This is a genomic window from Streptomyces sp. NPDC005799 (genome assembly GCF_040630525.1).
GTDB classification, from domain to species: Bacteria; Actinomycetota; Actinomycetes; order Streptomycetales; family Streptomycetaceae; genus Streptomyces; species Streptomyces griseorubiginosus_B.
The window spans coordinates 19294-41937 of sequence record NZ_JBEXXQ010000040.1 but is presented as its reverse complement, the minus strand read 5'-3'; the positions used below and the strand labels follow the sequence as shown (position 1 = coordinate 41937).

18 protein-coding genes are annotated in these 22644 nt (G+C 69.0%); 5 read left to right on the top strand and 13 right to left on the bottom strand.

The window, feature by feature from the left end; all coding sequences use genetic code 11:
- Window positions 1-224: 224 nt before the first annotated feature.
- Both ABZ453_RS33395 and ABZ453_RS33390 read right to left on the bottom strand, forming a co-directional pair.
- The gene (locus ABZ453_RS33395; RefSeq protein ID WP_359020836.1) at window positions 225-974 is read right to left on the bottom strand and encodes a biosynthetic peptidoglycan transglycosylase; all 750 of its coding nucleotides are present in this window, start codon (window positions 972-974) and stop codon (window positions 225-227) included.
- A 452-nt stretch (window positions 975-1426) separates the two neighbouring features.
- Entirely contained in the window at window positions 1427-2533 is a 1107-nt protein-coding gene (locus ABZ453_RS33390) for a hypothetical protein (RefSeq protein WP_359020834.1), read from the bottom strand.
- Between the two features lie 302 nt (window positions 2534-2835).
- On the opposite strand from ABZ453_RS33390, the gene ABZ453_RS33385 reads away from it, so the two are divergent.
- The gene (locus ABZ453_RS33385; RefSeq protein ID WP_359020832.1) at window positions 2836-3705 is read left to right on the top strand and encodes an alpha/beta hydrolase; all 870 of its coding nucleotides are present in this window, start codon (window positions 2836-2838) and stop codon (window positions 3703-3705) included.
- A gap of 174 nt (window positions 3706-3879) precedes the next feature.
- Here the strand turns inward: ABZ453_RS33385 and ABZ453_RS33380 are convergent, their stop codons facing one another.
- The 6 genes from ABZ453_RS33380 to ABZ453_RS33355 form a co-directional block, all read right to left on the bottom strand.
- The gene (locus tag ABZ453_RS33380; RefSeq protein WP_359020830.1) at window positions 3880-4650 is read right to left on the bottom strand and encodes a methyltransferase domain-containing protein; all 771 of its coding nucleotides are present in this window, start codon (window positions 4648-4650) and stop codon (window positions 3880-3882) included.
- Window positions 4651-4785: 135 nt separating this feature from the next.
- Window positions 4786-4932, bottom strand: coding sequence for a hypothetical protein (locus tag ABZ453_RS33375; protein WP_359020828.1), 147 nt, complete (start codon window positions 4930-4932; stop codon window positions 4786-4788).
- Between the two features lie 33 nt (window positions 4933-4965).
- Window positions 4966-5808 (bottom strand): DUF6461 domain-containing protein, encoded by an 843-nt coding sequence (locus ABZ453_RS33370; RefSeq protein WP_359020826.1) that lies wholly within the window; start codon window positions 5806-5808, stop codon window positions 4966-4968.
- 73 nt (window positions 5809-5881) lie between these two features.
- Complete coding sequence (locus ABZ453_RS33365; RefSeq protein WP_359020824.1) at window positions 5882-7477, bottom strand: alpha/beta fold hydrolase; 1596 nt, start codon at window positions 7475-7477, stop codon at window positions 5882-5884.
- Between the two features lie 12 nt (window positions 7478-7489).
- On the bottom strand, window positions 7490-8833 hold the full coding sequence (locus ABZ453_RS33360; protein ID WP_359020822.1) for an alpha/beta hydrolase: 1344 nt from the start codon (window positions 8831-8833) through the stop codon (window positions 7490-7492).
- A gap of 710 nt (window positions 8834-9543) precedes the next feature.
- Window positions 9544-12246, bottom strand: a complete 2703-nt coding sequence (locus tag ABZ453_RS33355) for a LuxR C-terminal-related transcriptional regulator (protein ID WP_359020820.1) — start codon at window positions 12244-12246, stop codon at window positions 9544-9546.
- A 577-nt stretch (window positions 12247-12823) separates the two neighbouring features.
- On the opposite strand from ABZ453_RS33355, the gene ABZ453_RS33350 reads away from it, so the two are divergent.
- A complete protein-coding gene (locus ABZ453_RS33350) occupies window positions 12824-13186 on the top strand; it encodes a VOC family protein (protein ID WP_359020818.1) in 363 nt (120 codons plus the stop codon).
- Between the two features lie 504 nt (window positions 13187-13690).
- On the opposite strand, the gene ABZ453_RS33345 is transcribed toward ABZ453_RS33350, so the two are convergent.
- Window positions 13691-14194, bottom strand: a complete 504-nt coding sequence (locus ABZ453_RS33345) for an MFS transporter (RefSeq protein ID WP_359020939.1) — start codon at window positions 14192-14194, stop codon at window positions 13691-13693.
- Window positions 14195-14371: 177 nt separating this feature from the next.
- Entirely contained in the window at window positions 14372-15580 is a 1209-nt protein-coding gene (locus tag ABZ453_RS33340; protein WP_359020816.1) for a hypothetical protein, read from the bottom strand.
- 361 nt (window positions 15581-15941) lie between these two features.
- On the opposite strand from ABZ453_RS33340, the gene ABZ453_RS33335 reads away from it, so the two are divergent.
- The gene (locus tag ABZ453_RS33335; RefSeq protein WP_359020814.1) at window positions 15942-16619 is read left to right on the top strand and encodes an HdeD family acid-resistance protein; all 678 of its coding nucleotides are present in this window, start codon (window positions 15942-15944) and stop codon (window positions 16617-16619) included.
- Window positions 16620-16770: 151 nt separating this feature from the next.
- Here the strand turns inward: ABZ453_RS33335 and ABZ453_RS33330 are convergent, their stop codons facing one another.
- On the bottom strand, window positions 16771-17892 hold the full coding sequence (locus ABZ453_RS33330) for a PP2C family protein-serine/threonine phosphatase (protein WP_359020812.1): 1122 nt from the start codon (window positions 17890-17892) through the stop codon (window positions 16771-16773).
- A 379-nt stretch (window positions 17893-18271) separates the two neighbouring features.
- Here ABZ453_RS33330 and ABZ453_RS33325 point away from each other — a divergent pair, with 379 nt between their 5' ends.
- Together ABZ453_RS33325 and ABZ453_RS33320 are read left to right on the top strand one after the other, a co-directional pair.
- Window positions 18272-19057 carry a transposase family protein gene (locus ABZ453_RS33325; protein ID WP_359020810.1) on the top strand — a complete coding sequence of 262 codons (786 nt, stop codon included), beginning with the start codon at window positions 18272-18274 and terminating at the stop codon, window positions 19055-19057.
- A 157-nt stretch (window positions 19058-19214) separates the two neighbouring features.
- Complete coding sequence (locus tag ABZ453_RS33320; RefSeq protein WP_359020808.1) at window positions 19215-19958, top strand: SDR family oxidoreductase; 744 nt, start codon at window positions 19215-19217, stop codon at window positions 19956-19958.
- Between the two features lie 8 nt (window positions 19959-19966).
- On the opposite strand, the gene ABZ453_RS33315 is transcribed toward ABZ453_RS33320, so the two are convergent.
- Entirely contained in the window at window positions 19967-21019 is a 1053-nt protein-coding gene (locus ABZ453_RS33315; protein WP_359020806.1) for an AraC family transcriptional regulator, read from the bottom strand.
- A 130-nt stretch (window positions 21020-21149) separates the two neighbouring features.
- Window positions 21150-21572: a hypothetical protein gene (locus ABZ453_RS33310; protein WP_359020804.1), complete on the bottom strand. Its 423-nt coding sequence runs from the start codon at window positions 21570-21572 to the stop codon at window positions 21150-21152.
- Window positions 21573-22644: the final 1072 nt, after the last annotated feature.

Below are 22644 nucleotides of genomic sequence, written 5' to 3'. Positions count from 1 at the left end.
GTACTGGTACAGGGCGGCGGAGGCAGGGTGGGGTCGATCTCGACGTCGAAGAAGACCGCCCCGCAGGCCCCGCAGGTCGTCGAGCCGCCGCGAGACCGTCGCCGGTGACCAGCCGGTGCCGGCGGCGCTGGTGGGCGGCGACTTCCTCACTGCCCGTACGGTGCTGGGAGGGTCCCCGTACGGACGCTGCTGCGCCTCCGGCCCAGCGCTTCACGCGGACGACCTCACGGGGAGACGTCGAGCGGGCCATCGGCGTAGGCACGGGCCTGGGCGGAGGTCAGGTCACCCACGGCCACCAGGCGTCCGAGCACCTCGGCGCGGCGTGCGCGCGCGAGATGCGGATCGTGGAGCGGATCGTACAGCGATGGCGCCTGGACCAGTCCGGCCAGGAGGGCGGCCTGAGGCCAGGTGAGCCGGTTCGGGGTGGTGCCGAAGTAGCCGCGGGCGGCGGCCTCCAGTCCGTAGAAGCCGTGTCCGAAGTAGGCGATCGCGAGATACATCTGAAGGATCTCGGATTTCGGGTAGTCGTGGGCGAGCTTCAGGCTGAGCGCCACCTGCTCGACCTGGTCGGTGCGGGTCCGACCGCCGTTGGTGTACAGCATCTTCGCGAGCTGCTGTTCGAGGGTCGCGCCGCCTCCGTCCCCTCCCCGGCCCTCCAGCCACACCACGACCGCCCGCGCGACACCGACCGGATCGATGCCCGGGTTGCGCCAGAAGCGGGAGTCCTCGGTGGCGACCAAGGCCTCGGCCACCTTGGGCGGTGTCGGTACGGCCAGGGCGCTGATCCCCCGTTCGGCGTCCAGCGCGCGCACCCGCTGCTCCGCGTCGCTCACGTTGGGGGTGAGCGCCAGCAAGGCGCCCCCGCACAGGGCGCACAGCACCGCCGCCGACAGCGTCATGATGAGCCCGGCCCGCAGGCAGCGCCGCAGCCACCCGGGCACGACCCGACGGCTGACCAGCTCGGCCCCCGCCACGGCGGACACCACCACAGCGGCGGAGAGGCCAACAACCCCGGCTGCGCCGAGCCTGTAACCGAACCAACGGTCAACGAGGACGAGCAGCGCCGCCGCTCCCGCACCGGCACAGAAGGCAAGGCAACGGCGCGGCCACCGAGCGCCTCCCGCCCCCCGCGAGGGCGGAAGGGGCGTACGGCCGTGGACCGGACGGACCCGGGTGTCGTCCATGGCGCCTGTCAAGGGCGTCGTTGCTTGGTCGTGGAATTCCGTAGTGGGAGGTCTGGCGGGAGCGGAGGCTCCGCTGGATGGTGGCGGGATGAGGAGCCGGGAGATGGGGGAGGAAGTCGTCCGTCGGGTGGGGCGGGACGCTTTCTGTTTCCGGGCTGCTGCCGTTCCTGCTTGGTCCCGATCGGGATGCCGTCATCCGGCGGGCCTCAGCCCGTTGATCGCAGCGTTCGGTCCTGACCGCGTTAGAAAAGACGGGTGCGCCTGCGCGAGGTGAGGTCGTCCAGGATCTCACGCAGCCACGGGTCGCGGACGGCCGGTAGCCGGACCAAGGTGTTCTGGGAAGTTCTCCAGTCGGCCCTGAACAGGTGATGTGGATGCGGCGGTTGCGGGTCGTCGCGCAAGACCCCGTCGGGTAGGGCACCCGGCGTCCCCATGGGCAGATACGGCTGGGGGAAGGCCAACGACAGCCACATCCCGAGCGGCAACGGCACCGGGTCAGCCCGTGCGGCCGGGCCGGCCGGCGTCCAGGTTTGACCCGTCTGGGGATGTACCGGCACGAGAATGATGTCAACGCCCGTGTCGGGCGCGGCCATTCCCGGCCCCGCCAGGGCGGCGTGCCGCCCTGCCGAACCAGCGGGCAACAAGGCGTCGAGGGCGCGTTGGAACACCTCCCCGGTCAGGCCACCCGGGACGGTCACCGGCCCGCCGTGCGAGGCCACCAGCAGGTGGGCGAGCGCAAGTCCGGCTGCCGCCTCCCACTGGGGGCTCCATGACCAGAAGTGGCTCGTCCCCAGCCGCCCGCCCCACGTCGCGACCGGCTCGAACGGAGGCGTGCGTTTCCCCTGCGCCAACAGTTCCTCCCAGGCGAGTGGGGCGGTGACAACGCCGTCGACGAGGAGGCGGCGCACGGCGTTCGGGGCGAGCCACACCGCCTGCCAGAGTGAGCAGTAGTCGATCCTGGTCGCCACGGGCAGACCGCACGTCTCGCAGACCGTGTTGGGACCGTCCGCCCCGTCGAGTCCGCAGCAGCCGCTGCCGCTCTTGTCCGGGATCAGGCGGGTGCCGCGGACATCTCCGGGGGCGACGACGATCGCGCCGGCCACGCCGTCGGACAGGGCGTGGACGGGCGCATGGATGCCACGGGCCGCCACCTCGTCCGGATCGACCTCCTCCCACCTCCGCCAAGGCGGCCCCCAGGGTTGCGGATCCACCGCGAACGTGCCCGACTCCATGAGCACCGGGAGCTGGATCCCATTGCCGTACTTCTGATGGGCGTGAGTCGGTAGAGCAACCTCCGAGACCGGCACGGTCAGATGAATGCCACATCGCCCACACACGAAAACGTACAACCGTCCTCCCCATGGCAAACAGCGACATCGTCGCAGCCGGATGCGGTCTGGCCAACGTGTTTTCGCCCGTCACGAGACCGGAGCGCGACCCCAGCACTCAGGCCGGTGAGAGCGTTGGTGCGTGAGGCGGTTGCGTCTGGGGACTCACGAGGGGTACGCGGGGTGTGGGTCGGGCTGGGCCATTTCTGGGTTCGCGGGCGAGGGGAGGGCTGCGTGCGCGGTCTGGTGGCGCGGTGCGGGAACGGGGGGCTGGGCCGGTGGTGCCATGAGCGGTGGGTCAAGTGACGAGGGAGGCTCCGGCGTTGTTCGAGGGCTTTGAGAGCGGGCGAGTTGAGGTCGACGAGGCGTCGATATTCGTCCGCTACGGCGGGCAGGGGCCGCCGGTGGTGTTGTTGCACGGTCATCCCCGCACCTCCGCGACCTGGCATCGCGTCGCCCCGCTCCTGGTCCAACGTGGTTTCACCGTGGTCTGTCCCGACCTGCGCGGCTACGGCCGGTCCACCGGTCCAGCCCCTACGGCGGACCACACGGGATACTCCAAACGGGCCGTCGCCTCTGACGTCGTGGAGGTGATGCGCCGCCTGGGCCATCCTCGGTTCGCGCTCGCCGGGCACGACCGGGGAGGCAGTGTCGCGCTGCGTCTCGCGCTCGATCACCCCGGCGCCGTCGCGCGGGTGGCGCTGATCGACTGTCTGCCTTTGAGCGAGCATCTGTCGCGTATCACGGCCGAGTTCGCAACCCAGTGGTGGCATTGGTTCTTCTTCGCCCAGCCGGACATCCCGGAACGGGTGATCAACGCCGATCCGGACAGCTGGTATCGCGGCGATCCTCGGAGCATGGGACGGGAGAATTACGACGAGTGGCGCTCGGCCACGAGAAACCCCGACGTGGTGCGGGCGATGCTGGAGGACTACCGGGCCGGCCTGACCGTCGACCGGCGGCACGAGGAGGACGATCGCGCGGCCGGGACACGGATACAGTGCCCGGCGCTGATCCTCTGGTCGCTCCGGGACGACCTGGAGGACCTGTACGGCGATCCAGTGAAGATCTGGCGGCAGTGGGCCGTGGACGTACGCGGCCACGGCATCGACGCCGGCCACCACGTGGCCGAAGAGGCTCCCGAGGCGCTCGCTTCCAGCCTGGCGGAGTTCTTCGACGGACGTCGTGAGTGAGAAACCGTCGGGCCGCCAGCGCAAGGGGGTGCTCTGCAAGGCGAGTTGGCCGACTGACACTGCCCTGGTCGCCGGTCGTTTAGGCGTTGGGCGGCGTCAGCCGGACCACTCAATGATCACGACTCGATGCGGGACATGGTGGCAATGACGAGTTGCCGTGATGCCTTCCGAGCCTCAGGCGGCTTTTGCGAAAACGAGTACCTCGGTGGAGGCGATGCCCATGGGGGCCAGGAAGCTGGCTTCCAGGCTGCAGCCGAGGGTGGCGAAGAGGTCGACGCATGTCCGGCGTGGCATGGCGGCCGGGTAGGAGTCGTGGCCCGAGCCGCCCTCCGTCGCCCAGGCGTGTACCGCGGCCGGGTCCAGGCAGGTCTCCGTCATGACGTCGAAGACGATCCGGCCACCGGGCCGGGTGACACGCGCCATCTCGAAGAAGTACCGCGAAGCCCCAAGGAAAGTCACGGTGTTGAAGACCTTGTGAGCCTGCACGAGGTCGATGCTCGCGTCGGGTGTCGGGGTGAGGCTGCTCCCTGAGGTCGGTTGGGCGATCACGTCGAACGTGTCCACCAGGTAGGTGGCCCAGGGTGCTGCCGTCTCGTATATCTCGTAGCGCTGTGGTGCACACTCCTTCAGGGTCTTCTCCAAGTACCGCCCGGATCCGGGGCCGATCTCCAGCACCGTGTCCGGTTTGGCTTGGTAGACCCCGAGAGTGCGCAGTTCGTCGATGGTGGACTGGGTGGCGCCAGGCGTCCCGTTCATGACCTCGTCGATGTAGTCACCGACCGACAGACCGGCCGCTCGTGCGGCTTTCATCGTTGCCTCGAACGGGATGAAGTCGTCAACGCCGCCCAGGTTGTTGGCGCTGCGCACGATGTCGAATCCCGTGCGTCCCAGGAGCCGTTTGACGCCCGACTTCAATACGGACTTTTGTTCGTCTGCTGCCTTCATCGAACATACCCCACCAGATCGTGCCAAGTTTCGGTGCCAGCATAGGGATCACGGGCAGGGGGGCGCAGTGGGACGGGCGAATTGCTACGCGGCGGGGGATCGGTACCAGCTGCCGACGATCAGGATGTGACTCCATCACCGCGCGAGCCGCTGCTGCCGGCTAGGCCGCGCCCACCCTTCGTAGCCGTAGTCGCGGTCCTCCTGTGGAACGCCCTGGTTCCGCAACAGGTCCAGCAGTGCCGTGTTCTGAGGCAGAGTCGGCAGCAGCGTCACGTGCCACACGGAACGGGAAGCTACGCCTCGCGCGTTCGCTCGCTACCCGTCTGCCTCGTGCTCCGAATGATGGATGGCCGGCGGCCCGTCGTAGGTGATGACGACCGGTGCGTTCGCCTCCGCCCGCGCGCGTTCCGTCGCCGTCGCGATCTCGTCGTAGGTCCATTCCCGGTACAGGCGCGCCCCGTGGGCATCGGTGATGTCGATCACTACTCCTTTCCACTCCTCGGCGGGCTGTTCGGGAACGAGCCCCAGTTCGTACGTGGCGTCCTGGAGGAGGGATTCGGTGACGCGTATGCCGGTGAGTCTCTCGGTCAGGGCGAGGACCGCTGCTTTCCGGTCGACGTCCGGGGCGCTCTCGTCGTGCTCTCCGTCGGGAGTCAGGGGGAAACCGACTTCCCGTAGCAGGGGGACCAGTTCATCGGGGGTGTTGCCATCCCGCGCGGAGGGGACCTCGAACGTCGTACGCAGCCCACCGTCCTCGAACCAGTGGAAGAGATCGATGGGCTTGCCGCCGTTGGTCGAGTGGGCCACGACTCGGCCGCCCTGCGACAGCGTCTCCACGCACGCGTGCGCGATGCCCAGGCCGCCATCGAAGCCGAGGACGAGTGTCCAGTCGCCCATTTCGCCGCGAGCGGTGAAGGCGCCCGCGACGTAGGACTCGTCCCAGTAGTCGTAGTCCACGTCGGCGTGGTGGGCGTCGTCCGCCTCGAGGAGCCCGACCGTTCCCGCTCCGGTGCCGACGGGCTCCGCCTCCATCGCGCGCAGGACCTCGCGCGAGGTCCTGCCTTGTATCAATGTCAGGGTGTAGCCGCTGCCCGTCATGTGGCGGAAGAGCGGCGAGGTGCGGATCCAGGCGTAGTCGTGCGCGGTCACCAGGTTCATGTGGCGCAGTGTGCCTGATGCCTCTGACAACGACCCGGGTCAGCGGCATGACCGTTGCGGGTTCCAGGGGGCCTCACGTCCCGATCTCGAATGTGGGCGGTTTGACGTCCGCGAGGCATCGTGTGTCGGGCGCGGTCGGAGTGTCGAAGAACGAGTCGGTGATCGTTTGCGCGCACCGTGAGTCGGCGTACGTCACATGGGCGACGTAGGGGACGGTGACCGCGGTGGACCGGCTCAGCGTCCGTGCCACGTAGGCACCGTTGCTCGGCGCGGTCTGGGCGTCGAACCCGCCCGACAGCACGAGGGTCGGGATGTCGCTGCGCGTCACGTTCCGGATCGAGGGCGGCGCCGCGGGGATGTCCCAGGCCCGGCAGTCAGCGTGCAGGAAGGGCAGTTGCGGAGCGTTGGCCAGCAAGGAGCGGGGGAACGTCGGGAACGCGCGTCGTCCGGCCCGGATCACGTCGGCCTGGCTCTCGTAGGGTGTCCATTCGCTGCAGAAGACACCGTAGGCGAGCCCGTAGGAAACCCTGCCCATGGCCTGGGGGCTGAGTCTGCCGCCCGCCCACTGTTCGGCGATCCGTTGCGGGTGGCCGTGGGCCAGCTCGTCGATGGAGCGGGGCACTCCGGCCGCGACGTGGGTGGCCGAGGTCAGCCAGGTCACCAGGGCCGCGCCGTCCAGTACGACCCTCACCGGGGCAGGCCGGCCCGGGATGGTGACGGTGGTCGTGACCGGGTGTGCGTCGAGCTCGAGGACGAGGTGTTCGAAGGTGGCCTTGAGGTGCGGGTAGCGGCGGTTGCAGACGGGCTCGTCCGCGCAGGCCTTGAACAGGCCGTCGAAGCCCTCTCGGGCGGCCTTCCAGGTCACGCCTCCGCCTGCCAGGGACGGCGGCAGGACGCCGTCGATGCCGACCGACCGGATGCCCTGCGGGTGCAGGCGCATGTAGAGGAGGGCCAGGTCGGTGCCGTACGAGATGCCGAAGACGTTCCACTGTCTGATGCCCAGCGCCTTGCGCAGGTCGGCGTAGTCCGCGGAACTCTCGGTGCCGTTGTAGGCGCCGAGGTCGGCTCCGAGTCGCACCAGCCGTTCACGGCAGGCCCGCGTCGCCTCGACGTGCAGGCGCCCGGTGGACGGCGCGTTGTAGACGAGGCCGACGGCCTTGGCGTTGAACTCGTCGATGTTCGGGCAGGTGAGTGCCGGGTCGGCCGAGTAGGTGCCCCGCTGGGACATGAAGATCACGTCCCGGTCGCGGTTCAGGCCGCCGTTGAGCGCCATCGGGATCTCCGAGACCGCGTCGTCGCCGGGCCCGCCGGCGAACCACACGATCGGGTCGGACGCCGGTCTGCGTGTGGCCGCCGGCACGACAGCGACTCCGAGGGTGATCTTCCGGCCCCTGGGCCGGTTCCGGTTCTCGGGCACGGTGAGCGTTCCGCAGTGGGCCGTCTCCAGTGCGGGAATCGGTTCCGCTGTCCTCGGGCAGGGCCCGGGCACGAAGCGGGCATGGCCCACTGAGCGGACGACCGTGCCCAGCGGCGGTGTCGCGGACCCGGGGCCGGCCGAGGCAGGGGCCACGGCGAGGCCGGTGAGGAGGACGCCGGCCGTCGCCGCGGCCAGGACGGCCGGGCGCCGTCCCACAGCGCGTCGGAACGGGGAGGGAGGAAGGGACTTCATGCGGTCTCCGGTTCAGGGAGTGATGGTGAACGGTTGCGGCGCGAGTCCCGCCACACAGCCGGTTTCGGGCGTGTTCGGATGCGCCAGGAAGGAGGCCAGGACACGCTGCGCGCAGGGCGACTGGGGAACCACCCAGTGGCCGATCCCGGGAATCCGCACCACGGTCGAGCGCGACAGGGTACGGGCCGCGTACGCCCCCCAGCTCGCCCCGGTCTTCGCGTCGAACGTCCCGGAGACGACAAGCGCGGGCACCTTGCTGACGGTGGCCACCCGCTGGACGGCGGTGCGGTCCGGAACGTTCCAGACCCGGCACACCTCGTACTGGAAGGGGAGTTGCGGTGCCTGAGCCAGGACCGTGTCGGGCCATCCCGGGAAGTTCCGGCGCCCCGCCTTGAGCACGTCCCGCTGTGAGAATCCCGGCACCCACTCGCTGCACGCCACCGAGTTCGTCAGGCCGTAGGCGAACTCGCCGACGGCGGGCGTCGCGCCGGCGGCACGCGCCCGGGCGAAGCGCAGCGGATTACCGTGCGCGAGTTCGTCGAGTGCGGCGGGGACGTCGACGGCCGGCAGCGCGCCACCGTCGGCGACCAGCACGTTCACCAGCGCGCCCCCGTCGAGGACGACCTTCACCGGGCTTCCTCCGGCGGGCGGCTGGACCATCACCGTCAGGGGGTGCGCCTCCAGTCGGCGGACCTGCTCCGTCAGGGTGCGTCGGACGTCGGGGTAGCGGCTCTTGCAGCGCGGCTGGGCCGCGCAGGCACGGAAGATCGCGTCGATCCCCTCCGCCGCGCTGTCCCAGGTCCATGGCAGGCTCACGATCTGCGGAGGGGCGACCGAGTCGATCGCCATCGACCGGATCCCGGCAGGCTGCCGGCGCAGGTAGGTGAGGGCCAGATCGGTGCCGTAGGAGTACCCGTAGACGTTCCACTGTCTGATGCCCAGCGCCCTGCGCAGGTCGGCGAAGTCTGCCGCGTTCTCGGTCGTGTTGTAGGCGCTCAGCTCGACCCCGGCGGCCGTGAGACGGTCCCGGCACTGTTTCGTCGCACGCACCAGGAGCCGCCCCGTGGACGGCGCGTCATAGCGCCGCCCCACGGCTCCCGCGTAGAACCGGTCGATCTCCGGGCAGGAGAGGTTCGGCTGCGAGTGGAGTCCGCCGCGCTGGGTCATGACGATGAGATCGCGGTCCCGGTTCACCTGGGAGTCGATCAGGAAGGGAATCGCCCCGATCGCGTCGCCTCCGGGACCGCCCTCCATGAACACCACCGGGTCCTTGGCCGGCTTCGCCGACGTGGCCGGAACGATGACCACGGTCAGCCGGATGGTTCGCCCGTCGTGGTGGGCGCGGTTCTCGGGCACCTCGAGGTACCCGCACCGGCCGGGGACCGGCTCGGGAGCGGTCGGGCAGGGGCCGGGTACGAACCGCGCCGGAGTTCCTGGCGAAGGATTGTGGACGGGGACCGATGTGGCGCTGCCGGCTGCCGGGCCGACCAGTCCCAAGAGGGCCAGACCGGCTGCGGTGAGCGCCGTCCCGGTGCGCGCGCCTCTGGGGTGGCGCCTGTGAGGGCCGCGCACCCATGGTCGTCCGGTCCTACCGCCGCTCCCCCGTACGGACGGCAGGCACCCCGGATCGATGTCCGCTTCCGCCATGATTCCGTCCCTCTTAGGTCGCGCGGCCGCCCCGTCCGGGACGGCACGCGTGGTCTGGCCCGTCGGCGCGTGGCTGCGCGGGCATGCGTGGCCAGCCTGTGCGAGCAGGGAGACGTCCACCACTTGAGTGCGCCACTCGGGGGGCTCGTAGCCTCCTGGAACGCGTTCATTGTTCGTCGAGTCCGCCACAGATCTGGGGGACCTCCGACTCGGAGTGCCGCCGTCCGCACCCAGGGCTTTGGGACCAGCTCGTCGCCCGAGCGGGTGGCGACGCCGTGGACGGATGCCGCTGTGACGGGTCGCCAGTCTGCGTGCTCGGCAGCCCCTCGCGAGGGGCGTTGTGCACAGCGGCTTGATCGTCTCAGCGCCGGGGGTCGCGCGTATGACTGCAGCAGCCGCAACCAGTGGAATCTGCTCGCTCAGGCGTCCACGTTGGTGTCGCCCTGGCAGGGATTCTGTCCGCCCTCGGTGAGCAGGACATGGGTGAGGCTTGCTCGGTTCGCCACTCCCAGCTTGCGATAGACCTGGCTCAGATGGGTCTCCACGGTCCGCACACTGAGAAACAGAGTCTCCGCCACCCGGTGGTTGGTCATGCCGTTGCTGACCAGGCGCGCTATCTCCCGTTCGCGGCCCGACAAGAGCGCCCAGGGCCCCTGCGGCTCGAGTGACCGGGTCTGGTTCGTGAGGTCGTGGCGTCGGCGCGCGGCCGTGTCGGCGAGCTGTGCCGAGCCGCACTGGCCGGCCAGTACCTCGGCCCGGTCCAGCCAGTCGGCCACGTCCTGGGTGCGTCCCACGCTCAGCGCGACTTCGGCCACGTCGAGCAAGGTGCGGCAGAGTTCGATGCGTTCCTGACCGGCGGCGAATCCCTCGACGGCTTCCCGCGCGCTGTGCAGCGCGCTGTCGATGTCGCCCCGTACGACGTGGTCCCACATGCGCGCCCGGTGAGCGAAGGCCCGTCGGCCCGGCGACGGGAGCTGCCCGGCGCAGGACTCGGCCAGCTCCGCCCAGCGCGCGGTGCCGACCGGGTCGGACACGGCGGCGGCCGCTCTGGCCAGCGCGTCACACCAGCGCGGTTTGCGCCAGCCCGCCACCCGGGAGAGCTCATCGCCCCCTGCGGCGTCCAGCAGCAGCCAGCGGGCCCGTGCCGCGTTCGACGGGTCCGCGTGCAGGGCGAGTTCGGCGTGGAAGCAGCGAACGGAGATGGCCCACGCGGCCTGCGAGCCCCCCACGATCTCCAGGGCTCGGTCGGCCGACGCTTGCCAGGATTTCTGGTCCCGCGCTCCGTCCTGCCAGAAGAGCGTCTCGGCACGGACCATCGCGATGATCGCCTCCGTCACCGGGGCACCGTCACCCGCCGTGATCGCGTCGGCGCGGTCCAGTGTGGCCAATGCGGCACGCAGCCGCCCGGAACGCAACTGGGTGTTGGACAGTACCGTGAGGATGTTGGGCTCGATGTAGGCCTGACCGGTCCGCCCGCACAGCGCGGCGGCGCGCTGCAGATGGCGTTCGGCGTCATCGAGCCGTTCCAGCATCCCTTCGGTCATGCCGAGTTGGAGCATCGCGTCCAGGTTCGTCGACAGCAGGGAATCGCCGGCCGCGTCCACGAGATCGGCGGCGGCCGTGGCCTGCCCGCGTGCTCGGGGCTGGTCGCCGAGGAACAAGGACGCGAGGGCCGCCTGTGCCAGGGCGTGGCACTCACCGACCCGGTCGCCGTGGCCACGGGCCAGTGCGGCGGCCGTCTCGGCATGGTGGCGGGACGCCTCGTAGTCCCGCACCGAGTAGGCGTGGTCGGCGAGTTCGACATGCAGGGCGGCTGCGACGGCGCCGTTGTGTTCGGTCAGGGCGGCCAGGCCGGCGCGGGCCATGGCGCCGGCCTCCGTGTGCCGCCCGCGGTGGCGTTCCAGGCGGCTCGAATCGGCGAGTGCGGCCGCTTCGTGCGAGCCGGTGATGGTGGACCGCAGCGTGTCCAGCAGCGCGCGGGCGTCGGCCTCCTTGCCGCTCAGCATCCTGGCCCGGGCAAGCAGGACCTGCGCCTCGTACCAGTGCTCCCCTCCCTCGCACAGCAGGGCGACCGCGGCTTCCAGATGGTCGACGGCCGTCGACGGGGAGTCGAACAGCTCGCTGCGGGCCGCGCTGATGAGGGTGGTGGCGTGGTCCGGCCGGCTCGGGTCGGCGACCTGGATGACATGCCGGGCGCGCAGGGTGACGGGTGCGGTCCGCCGTGCCAGTTCGGTCTCGGCCCGTCTGTGCATGGCGTGACGCTGACTTGGCGGCACCCTCTCGTACACGACCTCCCGCAGGGCGCGGTGACGGATGGCCAGATGCGGCGCACGCTCGGCCGGCCGCACGAGGTCGAGGTGGGTCAGCACGTCCAGCGCTGAGAGAGTCGGCGCCATGCCGAGATCCGCCACCGCCGCCAGCAACTCCGGCAGGAACGGCCCGTCGAGAACCGCCGCGGCCCGTACGGCCGTGAGTGGCTGCTCGTCGAGCCCGGCCAACTCGCCCAGGATCGCTGTCACGGCCTGGTCATGTGCCGGCCCATGCGCGCCAAGGGCCTTGAGGTACAACGGGTTGCCCAGGGCATCGTCGTAAACGCTGTTTGCGCGCAGAGGATCGCCGAGCAGCTGTGCCGCATCGTCTCGGGAGAGCGGACCGAGCCGTACGGAGGCGAGGTGACCGGTCGCCTCCGTACGCGCCAGCAACTCGGCGCTGACCGCGGGAAGTTGGCGGGGACGGTAGCCGAGCAGGCAGAGTGACGGGGTGGTGATGGCGGACCGCATGGCCCGCTCTGCCAGAGCGACCTCTTCCTGGTGCAGAGCGTGCAGATCGTCCATGACGACCACCAGGGGCCCGTCCGGACGAGCCGTCGCGTCGACGACCGCGTCCACTGGCACAACCGGGATTCCGTCGGCTCGCGCCCGGGCCGCCGCAGCAGCAAGGAGGGTGCTCTTTCCGATGCCGGGCTCACCGGTCACCGCGACCACCCGCCCGAAACCGGCCCGCAACTCGGCGAGAGCCTTCAGGAGTTCGCCGCTCTCCGTGCTGCGCCCCACGAACGCGGACGTCTCCTCGGTCGCCCGGTCGGATGTGGACAGACCACCGTACTGCCGATCAACAGCCATGACCGCAGCGTAGTCGGGCAAACAGGCAGGTGGGGATGGCGGGTGACCAAGGCCGCATCGATGATCGACCGCCACGTGGGCACACCGGGGCCGGCCTGGCCGTCAGCCTGACATCGCGGCTGCGCACCCTTGCTACCGCAGAGGAAGACCGCCGCGACCCCGTCCGCCATGGAGACCATCTGCCGCATCCCGACCAGGCGTTGGACATCGCCACCGCCGACAGAACCGCCCGGCAGCTCGGGAGGAGCTGCCGATGGCATCGAAAGAGCCTCGGCCTGATCGGTGCGGTTGGGCCGAGGATTCCCGGAGCCGAGCTGGCCGGCAGGTCTGCTCACAACGGTCAGGTCGGGCTGTCGCGGCCCTCGTGGTGCTTTTGGCCGTCAGCTCGGTCAGCTCGATGCGCTCACCGCTCGACGCGGCTACCGTGATGCGGATTGAGCGGATTGCCCCCGCATCCGGCGGATTTCCGGGGCGGAGTGCGTCGAGGTAGTGCGCCCGTCGAAAATGCCGCACCTGCGCATGGCCGAGAGGGCCCGTATCCCGGATAGGCTCAAGCATGCGATCTCGGACAGGCGGCATGTGGTGGGGGACGACGATCGAAGCGCCGGACCCCAACGCTCTGGCGCAGTTCTATGCCGCGCTGCTCGACTGGCCCATCGGGCACACGGAGCCGGGAACCGCGATTGTGGCCGCCTCGCCGCAAGGACCGTTCTTCGTGTTCCAACAGGCGGAGGGCTATCGGGCCCCGGTGTGGCCACCGGCGGACGGCGACCAGCGCCCGATGATGCACTTCGACTTCCAGGTCGGCGACCTGGAGGCGGCGGTCGCCGAGGCCGTCGCCTTGGGCGCCACCATCGCGGAGTTCCAGCCGCAGGAAAACGTCCGGGTACTCTTCGACCCGGCCGGCCACCCTTTCTGCCTGTGCCGCGACGATGAATAGATCAGGCCGCTCAGCAATGAGCATGCGCCAGCTTCTGCCTAGCGCTGCAGCAAGACCTGGTGGGGTTTACCGACGATTCTGGTCGAACTTTCTTGCTCAAGCAGCCGGGGTGACCAAGTGACGGGCGCCGCGCAACCTGGTGTGCAGCTTGCGCTGGGTGGCACGGCCGGATGATGAACGCCACGCGCCTACGCGCCTACGCGCATGCGAGGTCGCGGGTGGACCGGGTCGGGCAGGCAGGACGCGTCCTGGCAGACGCGCGCGAGCGCCCGAGAGCACCGCGTCGTTGGATACATGGACCAGACGGCAGGCGCGCTTCGCCGCAGCCATCGCCAGGCGGACAGTACCTTTGGCGGTAACCACCCAGTCGGATCCGTCGCGCGCCGCGTCGACGAAGTGCGGGGGACCGCAGCCACGACTGGTTTGAAACGCTCGGGGTGCCGCTCGACGATGACGCCACACATCGGCATAGCCGTCCATCCAGCATCCGCCTGCGTGTCGAGCTCAGCCAGGCACCGGATCCTCGGAGACGGGCAGCGGTTGTGCAGTCTTCGGCGCCAGTGCGCGGATGGAGGGGGTGGCGACCATGGTCAGGGTCGCCAGGAGGACGAGCGCGGCGGCCGCGTACAGCGTGGCATGGAGGCCGAGGAGGAGTACGGCGGGTCCGGCGGCGAACTGGGCGAGCGGGAGCGCGAGGTAGGAACCGAGATCGTCGTAGGCGTAGACGCGGGCGAGGCGGTCCTCGGGGATCTGCTCGTTGAGGGTCGAGTACCAGGCGACGCCGGCCTGTTCGACGCCCGCGCCCGCCACGAAGTTGGCCACGACCAGCAGCCAGGTGTGCGGGGCGAGCGCGAGCAGCAGCGGGGTCGTCGCTGTCAGGCCCATCAGCGCGCAGCCGACCAGGATCGCGCGCCGGGGCCGCCATCTCAGCGACAGTACGCCGCCGGCGACCGCGCCGAGGAATCGCCCGGCGGCTCTTCGGCCCTGGCTACCCTCGCCGCCGTCGATGCAGAGGCGTGAACGTTGTCGCTTCTGGAAACCGGCAGTACGTGCCGCGCATGGCGACGGGACTGGTTCGCGTCTTCAGACTGGGGTGCGACGCCGACCCGGACGCGGACATTCAGAATGACCCGGCGCGGAACACTGGGGCGGCGGAAGTTACTGATCCGGCTTGCGAAGCGCACGTCACAGTGTCGCGTGGGAGACGGTGACCAGGTAGGTGCCGTAGAAGAGTGAGACGCCGGCCATTGCGGCGAGCAGGACCACGAGAGTGCGCGGGCGGCCGCGCGCCAGATGGAGGGCGAGCGGGAGCAGCAGGGGGAAGGCGGGCAGCAGGAACCTCGGCTTGCTCGTGTAGAAGTGGGTGCCGCCGACGGTGATCACGACGAGTGCCGCGCAGTACGCGAGCAGGGGCGCGGGCATCTTGTTCACGACGCAGAAGACAAGGAGCAGCAGTGAGCCGAGGACGGTCGCGGCGGTGACGTAGGCGACCAGGGTGTCGTGCCCGATGATCAGGTGCTTGATCATATGGGCGGTGTAGTGGCCGAAGTCGAACCGTGAGCCCCACAGGCGCTGCACCCGCCAGTAGCCGAGGGGGCTGTGGGTGCGTAGGCCCACCCAGCTGATGTAGCCGAGCCATCCGAGGGGAGCCAGGGCGGCGGCCGCCCAGGCCCGGGGAACGGTGGGCTCACCGGCGCGGCGCAGCTGCCAGAGATGAGCGACGGCTCCGATGACGACGGCGGCCGCCACGGCGATGCCGTTGGGACGGCACAAGCCGGCCAGCACCGCCAGCGTCCCCGCGGCCAGCCAGCGGCGAGTCAGTACCGCATACAGCGCCCAGGCGGCGAAGGCTGTCATGAGGGGCTCGGTGTACGCCATCGTCAGGATGATCGCGTGCGGCTGCAGCGCCCACAGTACGACGAGGATGATCCCGACGCGTCGGGTGTGCAGCAGCTCGCCCACCGCGTACACACCCCAGGCCGCGATCAGAGCGGCGCTCCACGCGATGAGCAGCGCCGCGTTGATCGGGCCGATCGGCAGCACCGTGCTCACTGCGTGGATCAGGCCCGGGAAGAGAGGGAAGAACGCGAGGTCGTTGTAGACCTTGTGGCCTCCGGGGGAGTGGATGATCATGCCGTAGCCGTACTGGGAGATGTGCCAGTACCAGTGGCCGTCCCATTCCAGGCCGAGTACGGTGCGCGGGTGCTTGCCCAGGTGCAGCGACCACAGGGCCGCGAGGATCACACCGGTGAGCCGCAGGGAGGCGAACAATGCCAGCGCCGGCAGGGCATTCCTCGGCTCCGGACGATGCCGCCACTGCCGAGACGGTTGACGGAGCCTCGGTACGAACCGCCACGTGAGCGTGTCGCTCGCCGTCGTGAGGCTGTCGCCCATTTCGACCTCCATCTCTGCCCTGCAGGAGGGAGCGATCGGAGGCAAGGTTCCACTGACGGGAAATCTCTTACTTCATGAAACATGGGGACATTCGCCGCACCTGCGGATGATGCTGGAGTTCAAGTGCGTCAAATGGCCGGATCCTGAGCTGATGGGCGCCACGGGCCAAGCGGCCCCGTCCGTCTCACACGTATCCGCGCCGCCGTGCGAAGCCCAGGGCGATCCCGCCCGGCGGGACGTTCAGCCAGAAGATGAGCAGACAGTAGGCAGCGATCTTCGTCTTTGCCGGGCGGCACGGCGCTGAGCAGAGGAGGATGGAGGGACCGATCCGACCGATTTGTCAGTGGGAGGAGAGTGCGTCATGACATCACCCTCCGATCCGTCGCTCACCGGTGCCCAGTTGGGCAAAGAACCACAGGACGACTCCGGCACCGAACGCTTCGGCGCGTTGGCGAACATGGGCTGGCAGATCCTGCTCACCACGGGCCTGGCCGCTATCGCCCTGGGGGTCGTCTTCCTCGCATGGCCGGGAGAGACGCTCCGGGTCGTCGGTGTGCTTTTCGGCGTCTATCTGTTGGTCACGGGTGTGTTCCAGTTGGCCGCCGCCTTCGGCACACACGTTCCGGGGCATCTTCGGGCCCTGCACTTCATCACGGGTGCGCTCTCCATCCTGCTGGGACTGATCTGCTTCAGGGGCGCGATGGAGTCGATTCTGCTGCTCGCCCTGTGGATCGGCTTCGGCTGGCTCCTGCGGGGCATCATGGCGACGGCCACGGCGGCCTCCGCCGCGGCCATGCCCGCGCGAGGCTGGATGCTGTTCTCCGGAATCATCGGCATGCTGGCAGGCATCGCGCTCATCGTCTCGCCGTTCGCCTCGATCGCCGTACTCACCCTGACCGCGGGCATCATGGCCATCGTGCTCGGAGTGGTCGAGGTGTTCCACGCGATCCGGATGCGCATCGAAGTCGGCCGCCTCGCTCCCGGTACCGCCGCCCAGCGGCGGCCTCTCTTCCGCTCTCAGCCGCATCCCCAGCACTGACACGCAACGGCATCCTGCGGCACACCGACCACTCCTGCGCCCACGCCGCAGTTCGCCGATGTCGTCCCCCGACCCTGAGCCCCCGGCCACAAGCAGCACTACGTACACCAATTCCCGGCACAGGAGCCCCCCGGGCCCAGGCTGCTCCAGATCAGACTGTCAGACGACGGATCGCGACCACCGCCGCGTCGTCATTGAGGTGGCCATGGACGTGCGCCAGCAGGTCGTCCTGGAGAAGGCGCAGCAGTTCGGCGGGGTCATCCTTGGCCCACTGCGTCGCGCGTTCGGTGAAGGGATAGAAATCGCCCTTGGCGTTGCGGGCTTCGATGACGCCGTCGGTGTACAGCAGCAGCAGGTCGCCGACGTCGAACGAGAACGTCTGCACGTCGTAGGCGTCAAGGCCGAAGACACCGCCGAGCCCGATCGGTAGATGGCTCGCCTCGGCCACCAGCGGGGTGAGGCGGTCGCCCCGCAGCAGCAATGGCGGCGGGTGGCCGCACGTGATCAGGTGGACTACCGGATCGTGGTCGGGGATGTCGAGCAGTATGGCGGTGGCGAAGTCCTCATCGGTGTCCTGCTCCGACGGGGACCGCCACTGGCTGGTGTCCCAGCGCAATGCGGCGTCCAGATGGACGGCGAGCCGGGGAAGGGTGGCCTGCCGATGGGCGGCCGCACGGAATGCGCCGAGCAGCAGCGCTGCGTTGTTGATCGCCGCCAGGCCGTTACCGCGCACATCACCGATCAGCAGCCGAGTACTGTCCTCGGCGGTTCGCGCGACCGCGTACAGGTCCCCGCCCAGATCGGCTTCCTCCTCGGCGGGCAGGTACAGGCCGGCGATCTGGAGCGCACCCGTCTGCGCGGGCAGTGGCCGCAAGAGCACACTCTGCGCAGCCTCGGCCACCGAGCGCACCCGATGCAACTGCCGCTCACGTCGATCCCGCACCACGCACACAGCGACACACACGACGGAGACAACGACCAGAGCAGCGATCTGGGCCTGAATGTTGGCGGTGGTCAGCACCCCCCTGAGCAGTCCGATCAGCACCTGCGCCAGCACTGCCAGGGCACCCATCAGCGCGGTCACTCGCGCACCGGCGAAAGCCACCGTGATGGCGGGCGCCGCCACGAGCAGCGGACCGAGATGGATGTCCGGCGGCGCCAACACATCCACCACGCACACGGTGAAGATCAACCCGAGTGGAATCACGACCAGCACGGGGACGTGACCCGGCCGCCAGAAACGCTTGAAATCCAGCCGCTGCCGAAAGCCCATACCTCAAGCCTTCCACCACTCGCCCATCCGGGTATGCGCCACTGCGCGAACTGTCACCGTGCCAGACCGTAACGATCGCCTCGCATTACATTTCAGCGAGCCTCATGGGTGGCGGTGGATGCTGCCGTCAGCACCTCCCGTTTCGGAACTTTCGTGCTCTGGTGGCGATGCGCAAAGCGGGCCTCGATGGAGGCGGAGACGAACGGTGAATGGGCCGGGCCTTCTGCCGGCACCGGCGCGATGGGACGGTTCCTCAGACGCTTTGAATCCAAATGTAATTTTCTACGCTGTTTGGCGCGATGGCGGACGGCGGTGCGGCTAAAGGGATGTCTCGTAACCCGATGATCATCCGGTTCGGACCGTGGTTGATCATCGATGGGTGCAGGTGTTCTCGGTCTCTCACCCGGAGTTGATTCACCCCTTCACCGGTCTGCGGCCGGCGCAATTTCACCGCCTCATGCGCCTGGTCGCCCGCCGTGGCGGTGACACCATCGCCGATGGCGGGCCGGGCCGCCCGTGGGCACTGAATTTCCCCGATCGGGTCCTGCTGGTGGTTGTGTACTGGCGTACCAACCTGACCATGCGGCAGATCGGCCCGCTTTTCGGGGTGTCGCACTCCGCTGCCCACCGGGTCATCGACACCCTCGGACCACTGCTCGCGCTGGCACCAGTGCGCCACCGACCGAAAGAGCAGGTTGCGATTGTCGACGGCACGCTGATCCCGACCCGGGATCACCGCCTCGCGGCACCGAGCAAGAACTACCGGTATTCGGCGAACCTGCAAGTCGCGATCGACGCGAACGCCCGCCTGGTCATCGCCCTGGGCGACCCGCAACCCGGCAACCGCAACGACACCATCGTCTACCGCACCAGCGGTATTGACCAGCAGCTGGCCGGCCGCGACGTGATGGCCGACGGTGCCTACCGCGGCAACCCCGAGGTGATCATCCCATACCGCAAACCCCGCGACGGCAGCGAACTCCCCGCCTGGAAACAGGACTACAACGCCGGGCACCGCCACGTGCGCGCCCGCGTCGAACACTGCTTGGCCCGGCTCAAGACCTACAAAATCCTGCGCGACTACCGCCGCGCCGGCCGCACCCTCAAGGTCACCGCAGCAGGGATCGCCCATCTGCACAACATCGCTCTGGCCGGGTCGACATAGCTGAAGCAGACAGGGTGTGGTCACCACGTAACCAGCCGCTGATTTCTACGCGCCCTGGCGCAAGCGCTGTGCGCCGCAGCGAAAGACCGCGCGCGTCCCGACCGCGATCGTTGACCGGGCACGGGTAGGCGCGGATGTCGCAAGGAGTGATTGGCTCGTGATCGAGAAGATTCTGTCGGGCAAGGTGGCGCTGGTGACCGGGGGCAGCCGGGGGATCGGCGCGGCGACGGCCCGGCGGCTGGCTACGCTGGGCGCGGACGTGGTCATCACCTATGTCGCGCAGGCGGAGAAGGCGAAGACGGTAGTCGAGGATCTGCGGTCGCAGGGCGTGCGCGCCGAGGGCATCCAGGCCGACCAGGCCGACCGCGCCCAGGTGACGGCCATGGTGGACGCGGTCGCTGAGAAGTTCGGCCGGATCGACATCCTGGTCAACAGCGCCGGTGTCTTCTGGCCCGGGGAGATCACCGACGCCGTACGCGATCAGCAGCTCGCGATCAACCTGACCGGTGTCGCCGACACGACCTACCGGGCCGTGCGGCACATGCGCGAGGGCAGCCGGATCGTGAACCTGTCGTCCGGCCTTGCCAGCAAGACCTTCGCGGCCGGCATGTCCGACTACGCGGCGACCAAGGCCGCGGTCACGGCATACACCCGCGGGTGGGCCCAGGATTTCGCCGCGCGCGGGATCAACGTGAACGTGATCGAGTGCGGCATCATCGACACCGACATGGCCATGCCGAAGGCTTCCGAGGGCGGCCAGTTCATGCTTCAGGCGGTCATCCCGATGCACCGGTACGCCGAGGCCGACGAGGTCGCCGGTGCGGTGGCGTTCCTGGCCGGGCCGGACGCCGCGTACATCACCGGCAGCACCCTTCGTGTCGACGGCGGCGCCCTCGCCTGAGGCCTGGCTCAGGACTCACCGCGGCCGTCGCCGCGGGTCTCGCGGGGCGTGACGCCGAACTCGCGGCGGTAGGCGGTGGCGAACGACGCGTGGCTGGCGAACCCGGACGCGTGCGCGACCTGCGCGATCGACCGGGTGGCCCAGGTTGAACTGGCCAACCGGGTCCGGGCCAGCCGCAGCCGCTCCGAGCGGATCAGGTCGCGGGAGGTGGTGCCGGCAGCCTGTAGCACGTCTTGCAGATATCGCGGCGACCAACCCAGGACCCGGGCGATGCCGGTGATGGAGAGGTCGGGGTCGGCAGCGTGACGGCGGACGTACTGCCTCACCTGCGCCTCGACCTCTCTTCGCTGGGCGGCCGGCGCCGAGTCGCTGGCACCTTCAGCGGCCAGGCAGAGCAGGTCGAGCAACTGGTCGCATGCGATGTCGAAGGTTGCCTCGGAAAAGTGTTCCCGCTCCTGTTGGAGGGTGAGCACCGTCTGCCGGATCAGCCGGCCGAGCCCCACGGTGCCGTCGAAGACTTGCGGATCCCGGGCCGCGGCGGGATTACGGCGGTAGATCTCCTCACCAGGGACGATCAGCGCGACCGACTGAAAATCCTCGCCGTGGGTGAAGGTCAACGGGCGGTCCACGTCGCACAGCGCGAGAGTGCCCGGCCGGATCTCGCCCGCGGCCGTGGCCTGCTCCACCTGGGCGCTCCCGGCGGTCGGCACCAGTAGCTCGAACGCTCCGCGCGGGTCTGTCCGGATGTGCTGCCGCTCCCGCACGAACTCCTCGCGGACGTTACCGCAGAGCGCGATGCCGTACGACCGTGACCGCTGCCACTCCAGCCGACCCGCCCACGGGCCGGCATCCGTAAGGGTGACCCGGCTCTCGCCGTGCAAGTCGATGAACGCTTCCCGCCAGGCTCTGGGCGTCGGGATCAGACCACGCTCGTTCCAGCGATACATCCCTGTACGGTATCCAACTCCGACGATGCCGATCCCGTCGAGACGGGTGAGGAGCGCCGGGCTGTACAGGGCTACAACGCCGGGCACCGCGAAATCCGCGCCCGCGTCGAACACTGCCTGTCCTGGCTCAAAACCTACAAAAACCCTGCGCGACTACGGCCGTCCATCTGCACAACATCGCTCCGGCCCACTGAACCCCCGAAACGGCGACAGGAAACGCCGACATCGAGTTACGAGACATCGCTTAGGTGGTGTGCAGCGGCTCCTTGAAGGACTTGCGGAATACCGGCCCGGCCAGGGGAATGATCGAAGACTTCACCTTTGACGTGAACGAGGTGGGGTGCCGTTCAAGTCTGACGTCGATGCGGGTGCCGTCGTCTGTGGGCGTCATGTGAAACTGCCATCCGCCCGAGCCGAAAGGTACCGAGTCATGCGTGGTGACGGTGACCGTATTCTTCGAGGGGTCCCATTCGTAGCGTGCGCGTTCCCACGACTTGTTGTTTCCCTCGGTCACCTCGGCCCACATATCTCCCCGCTCGTGGACCTGGAAGTGCTCGGCATCGATGGAGGGCCACTCCTCGACACGGGAGGGGCTGAAGTTCGTCAACACCGACATGACCTCGGCTGGGCTCATCGAGGAGTTCACGTGGAAGTGTAGGGATGGCATGATCTGCTCCCTGGTTCGAGAAGGCCGTCTCTGGCGGCGGCCTTCGGTACGTATCTCGTCGGCCGCCTGGCTCGAACCGCCAACGCTGTACGCTCCACCTCTCAGATTGCACCTCCGCGCGAGGTCACGCACCAGCAGGTTCCTGGCGCATTGCTGTGCGATCAATACGGCGCCCCTGTGGGACGGGGGACAGCCGTGAGGCCACGGTCACAGAACTTGGGCGCCATCCGCTCTGCGTCGATCGAAGTCGAGCCGAACCGCCGCGGAACCTTCACCCACAGCGGCGGCGACCCGCTTCAAACTTCTCCTGCGCACGTCGCCCACGCAGAGCGCGCCGGGTGTGCTTGTTTCATACGGGAGCGGTAGGCGATGGGTCGTCGACGGGAAGGTGACGTCATGTCCGGTCAGCAGGAAGCCGTCGGAATCCATCACCATCCGACCGCGGCCCTCGCGATGGTCTTCAAGCTCATCGAGTCGGCCCAGGCCCGCCGGCGCGCGATCACGGGAGCCCGTCCCGTTGCCATGGTCCGCTCCGGCGCCAGGTTCGAGAACCGCGTCTTGGCTGAACGGACAGACGGTTCACCTCGCATGCTGTCCCGGTCAGGAGCAAGGAGAACACGATGGACGCGCAAGCGGACCGAAATACTGAGCCCGCACTGGACCGACCACGCACACCCAGAGGTGACTGGTCCCACCGACGTTCAACACGCCGTCACGCAGACCCACGCCAGGCGGCCAAGACTCCGTTTCCACATCGACACGATCCTCGGCACCGACGATTTGCTGTCCGCAGTCGGCGGCGTCGGCCATGAAAGTCGCCCACGCCTCGTGACCCACTCGACGAGGGCATGCGGGAGGTTGAGACTTCGGACACCACCCCAACGGCACAGGGCTTTGTACGTTGCGGCCCTCACCCCAGCCTCACAAGCGGCACCCGACCAGTGGCCACGCCGAAAACGCTCGCTGTTGTCCGTCGCGGCTCGGCTCAGTGTCCTTGTAGACGGTGATTCGACACCTCGACCGCGGACATGACGATGTCTCGCCAATGCTTGCCTGGGGGATGGGAGTTGGG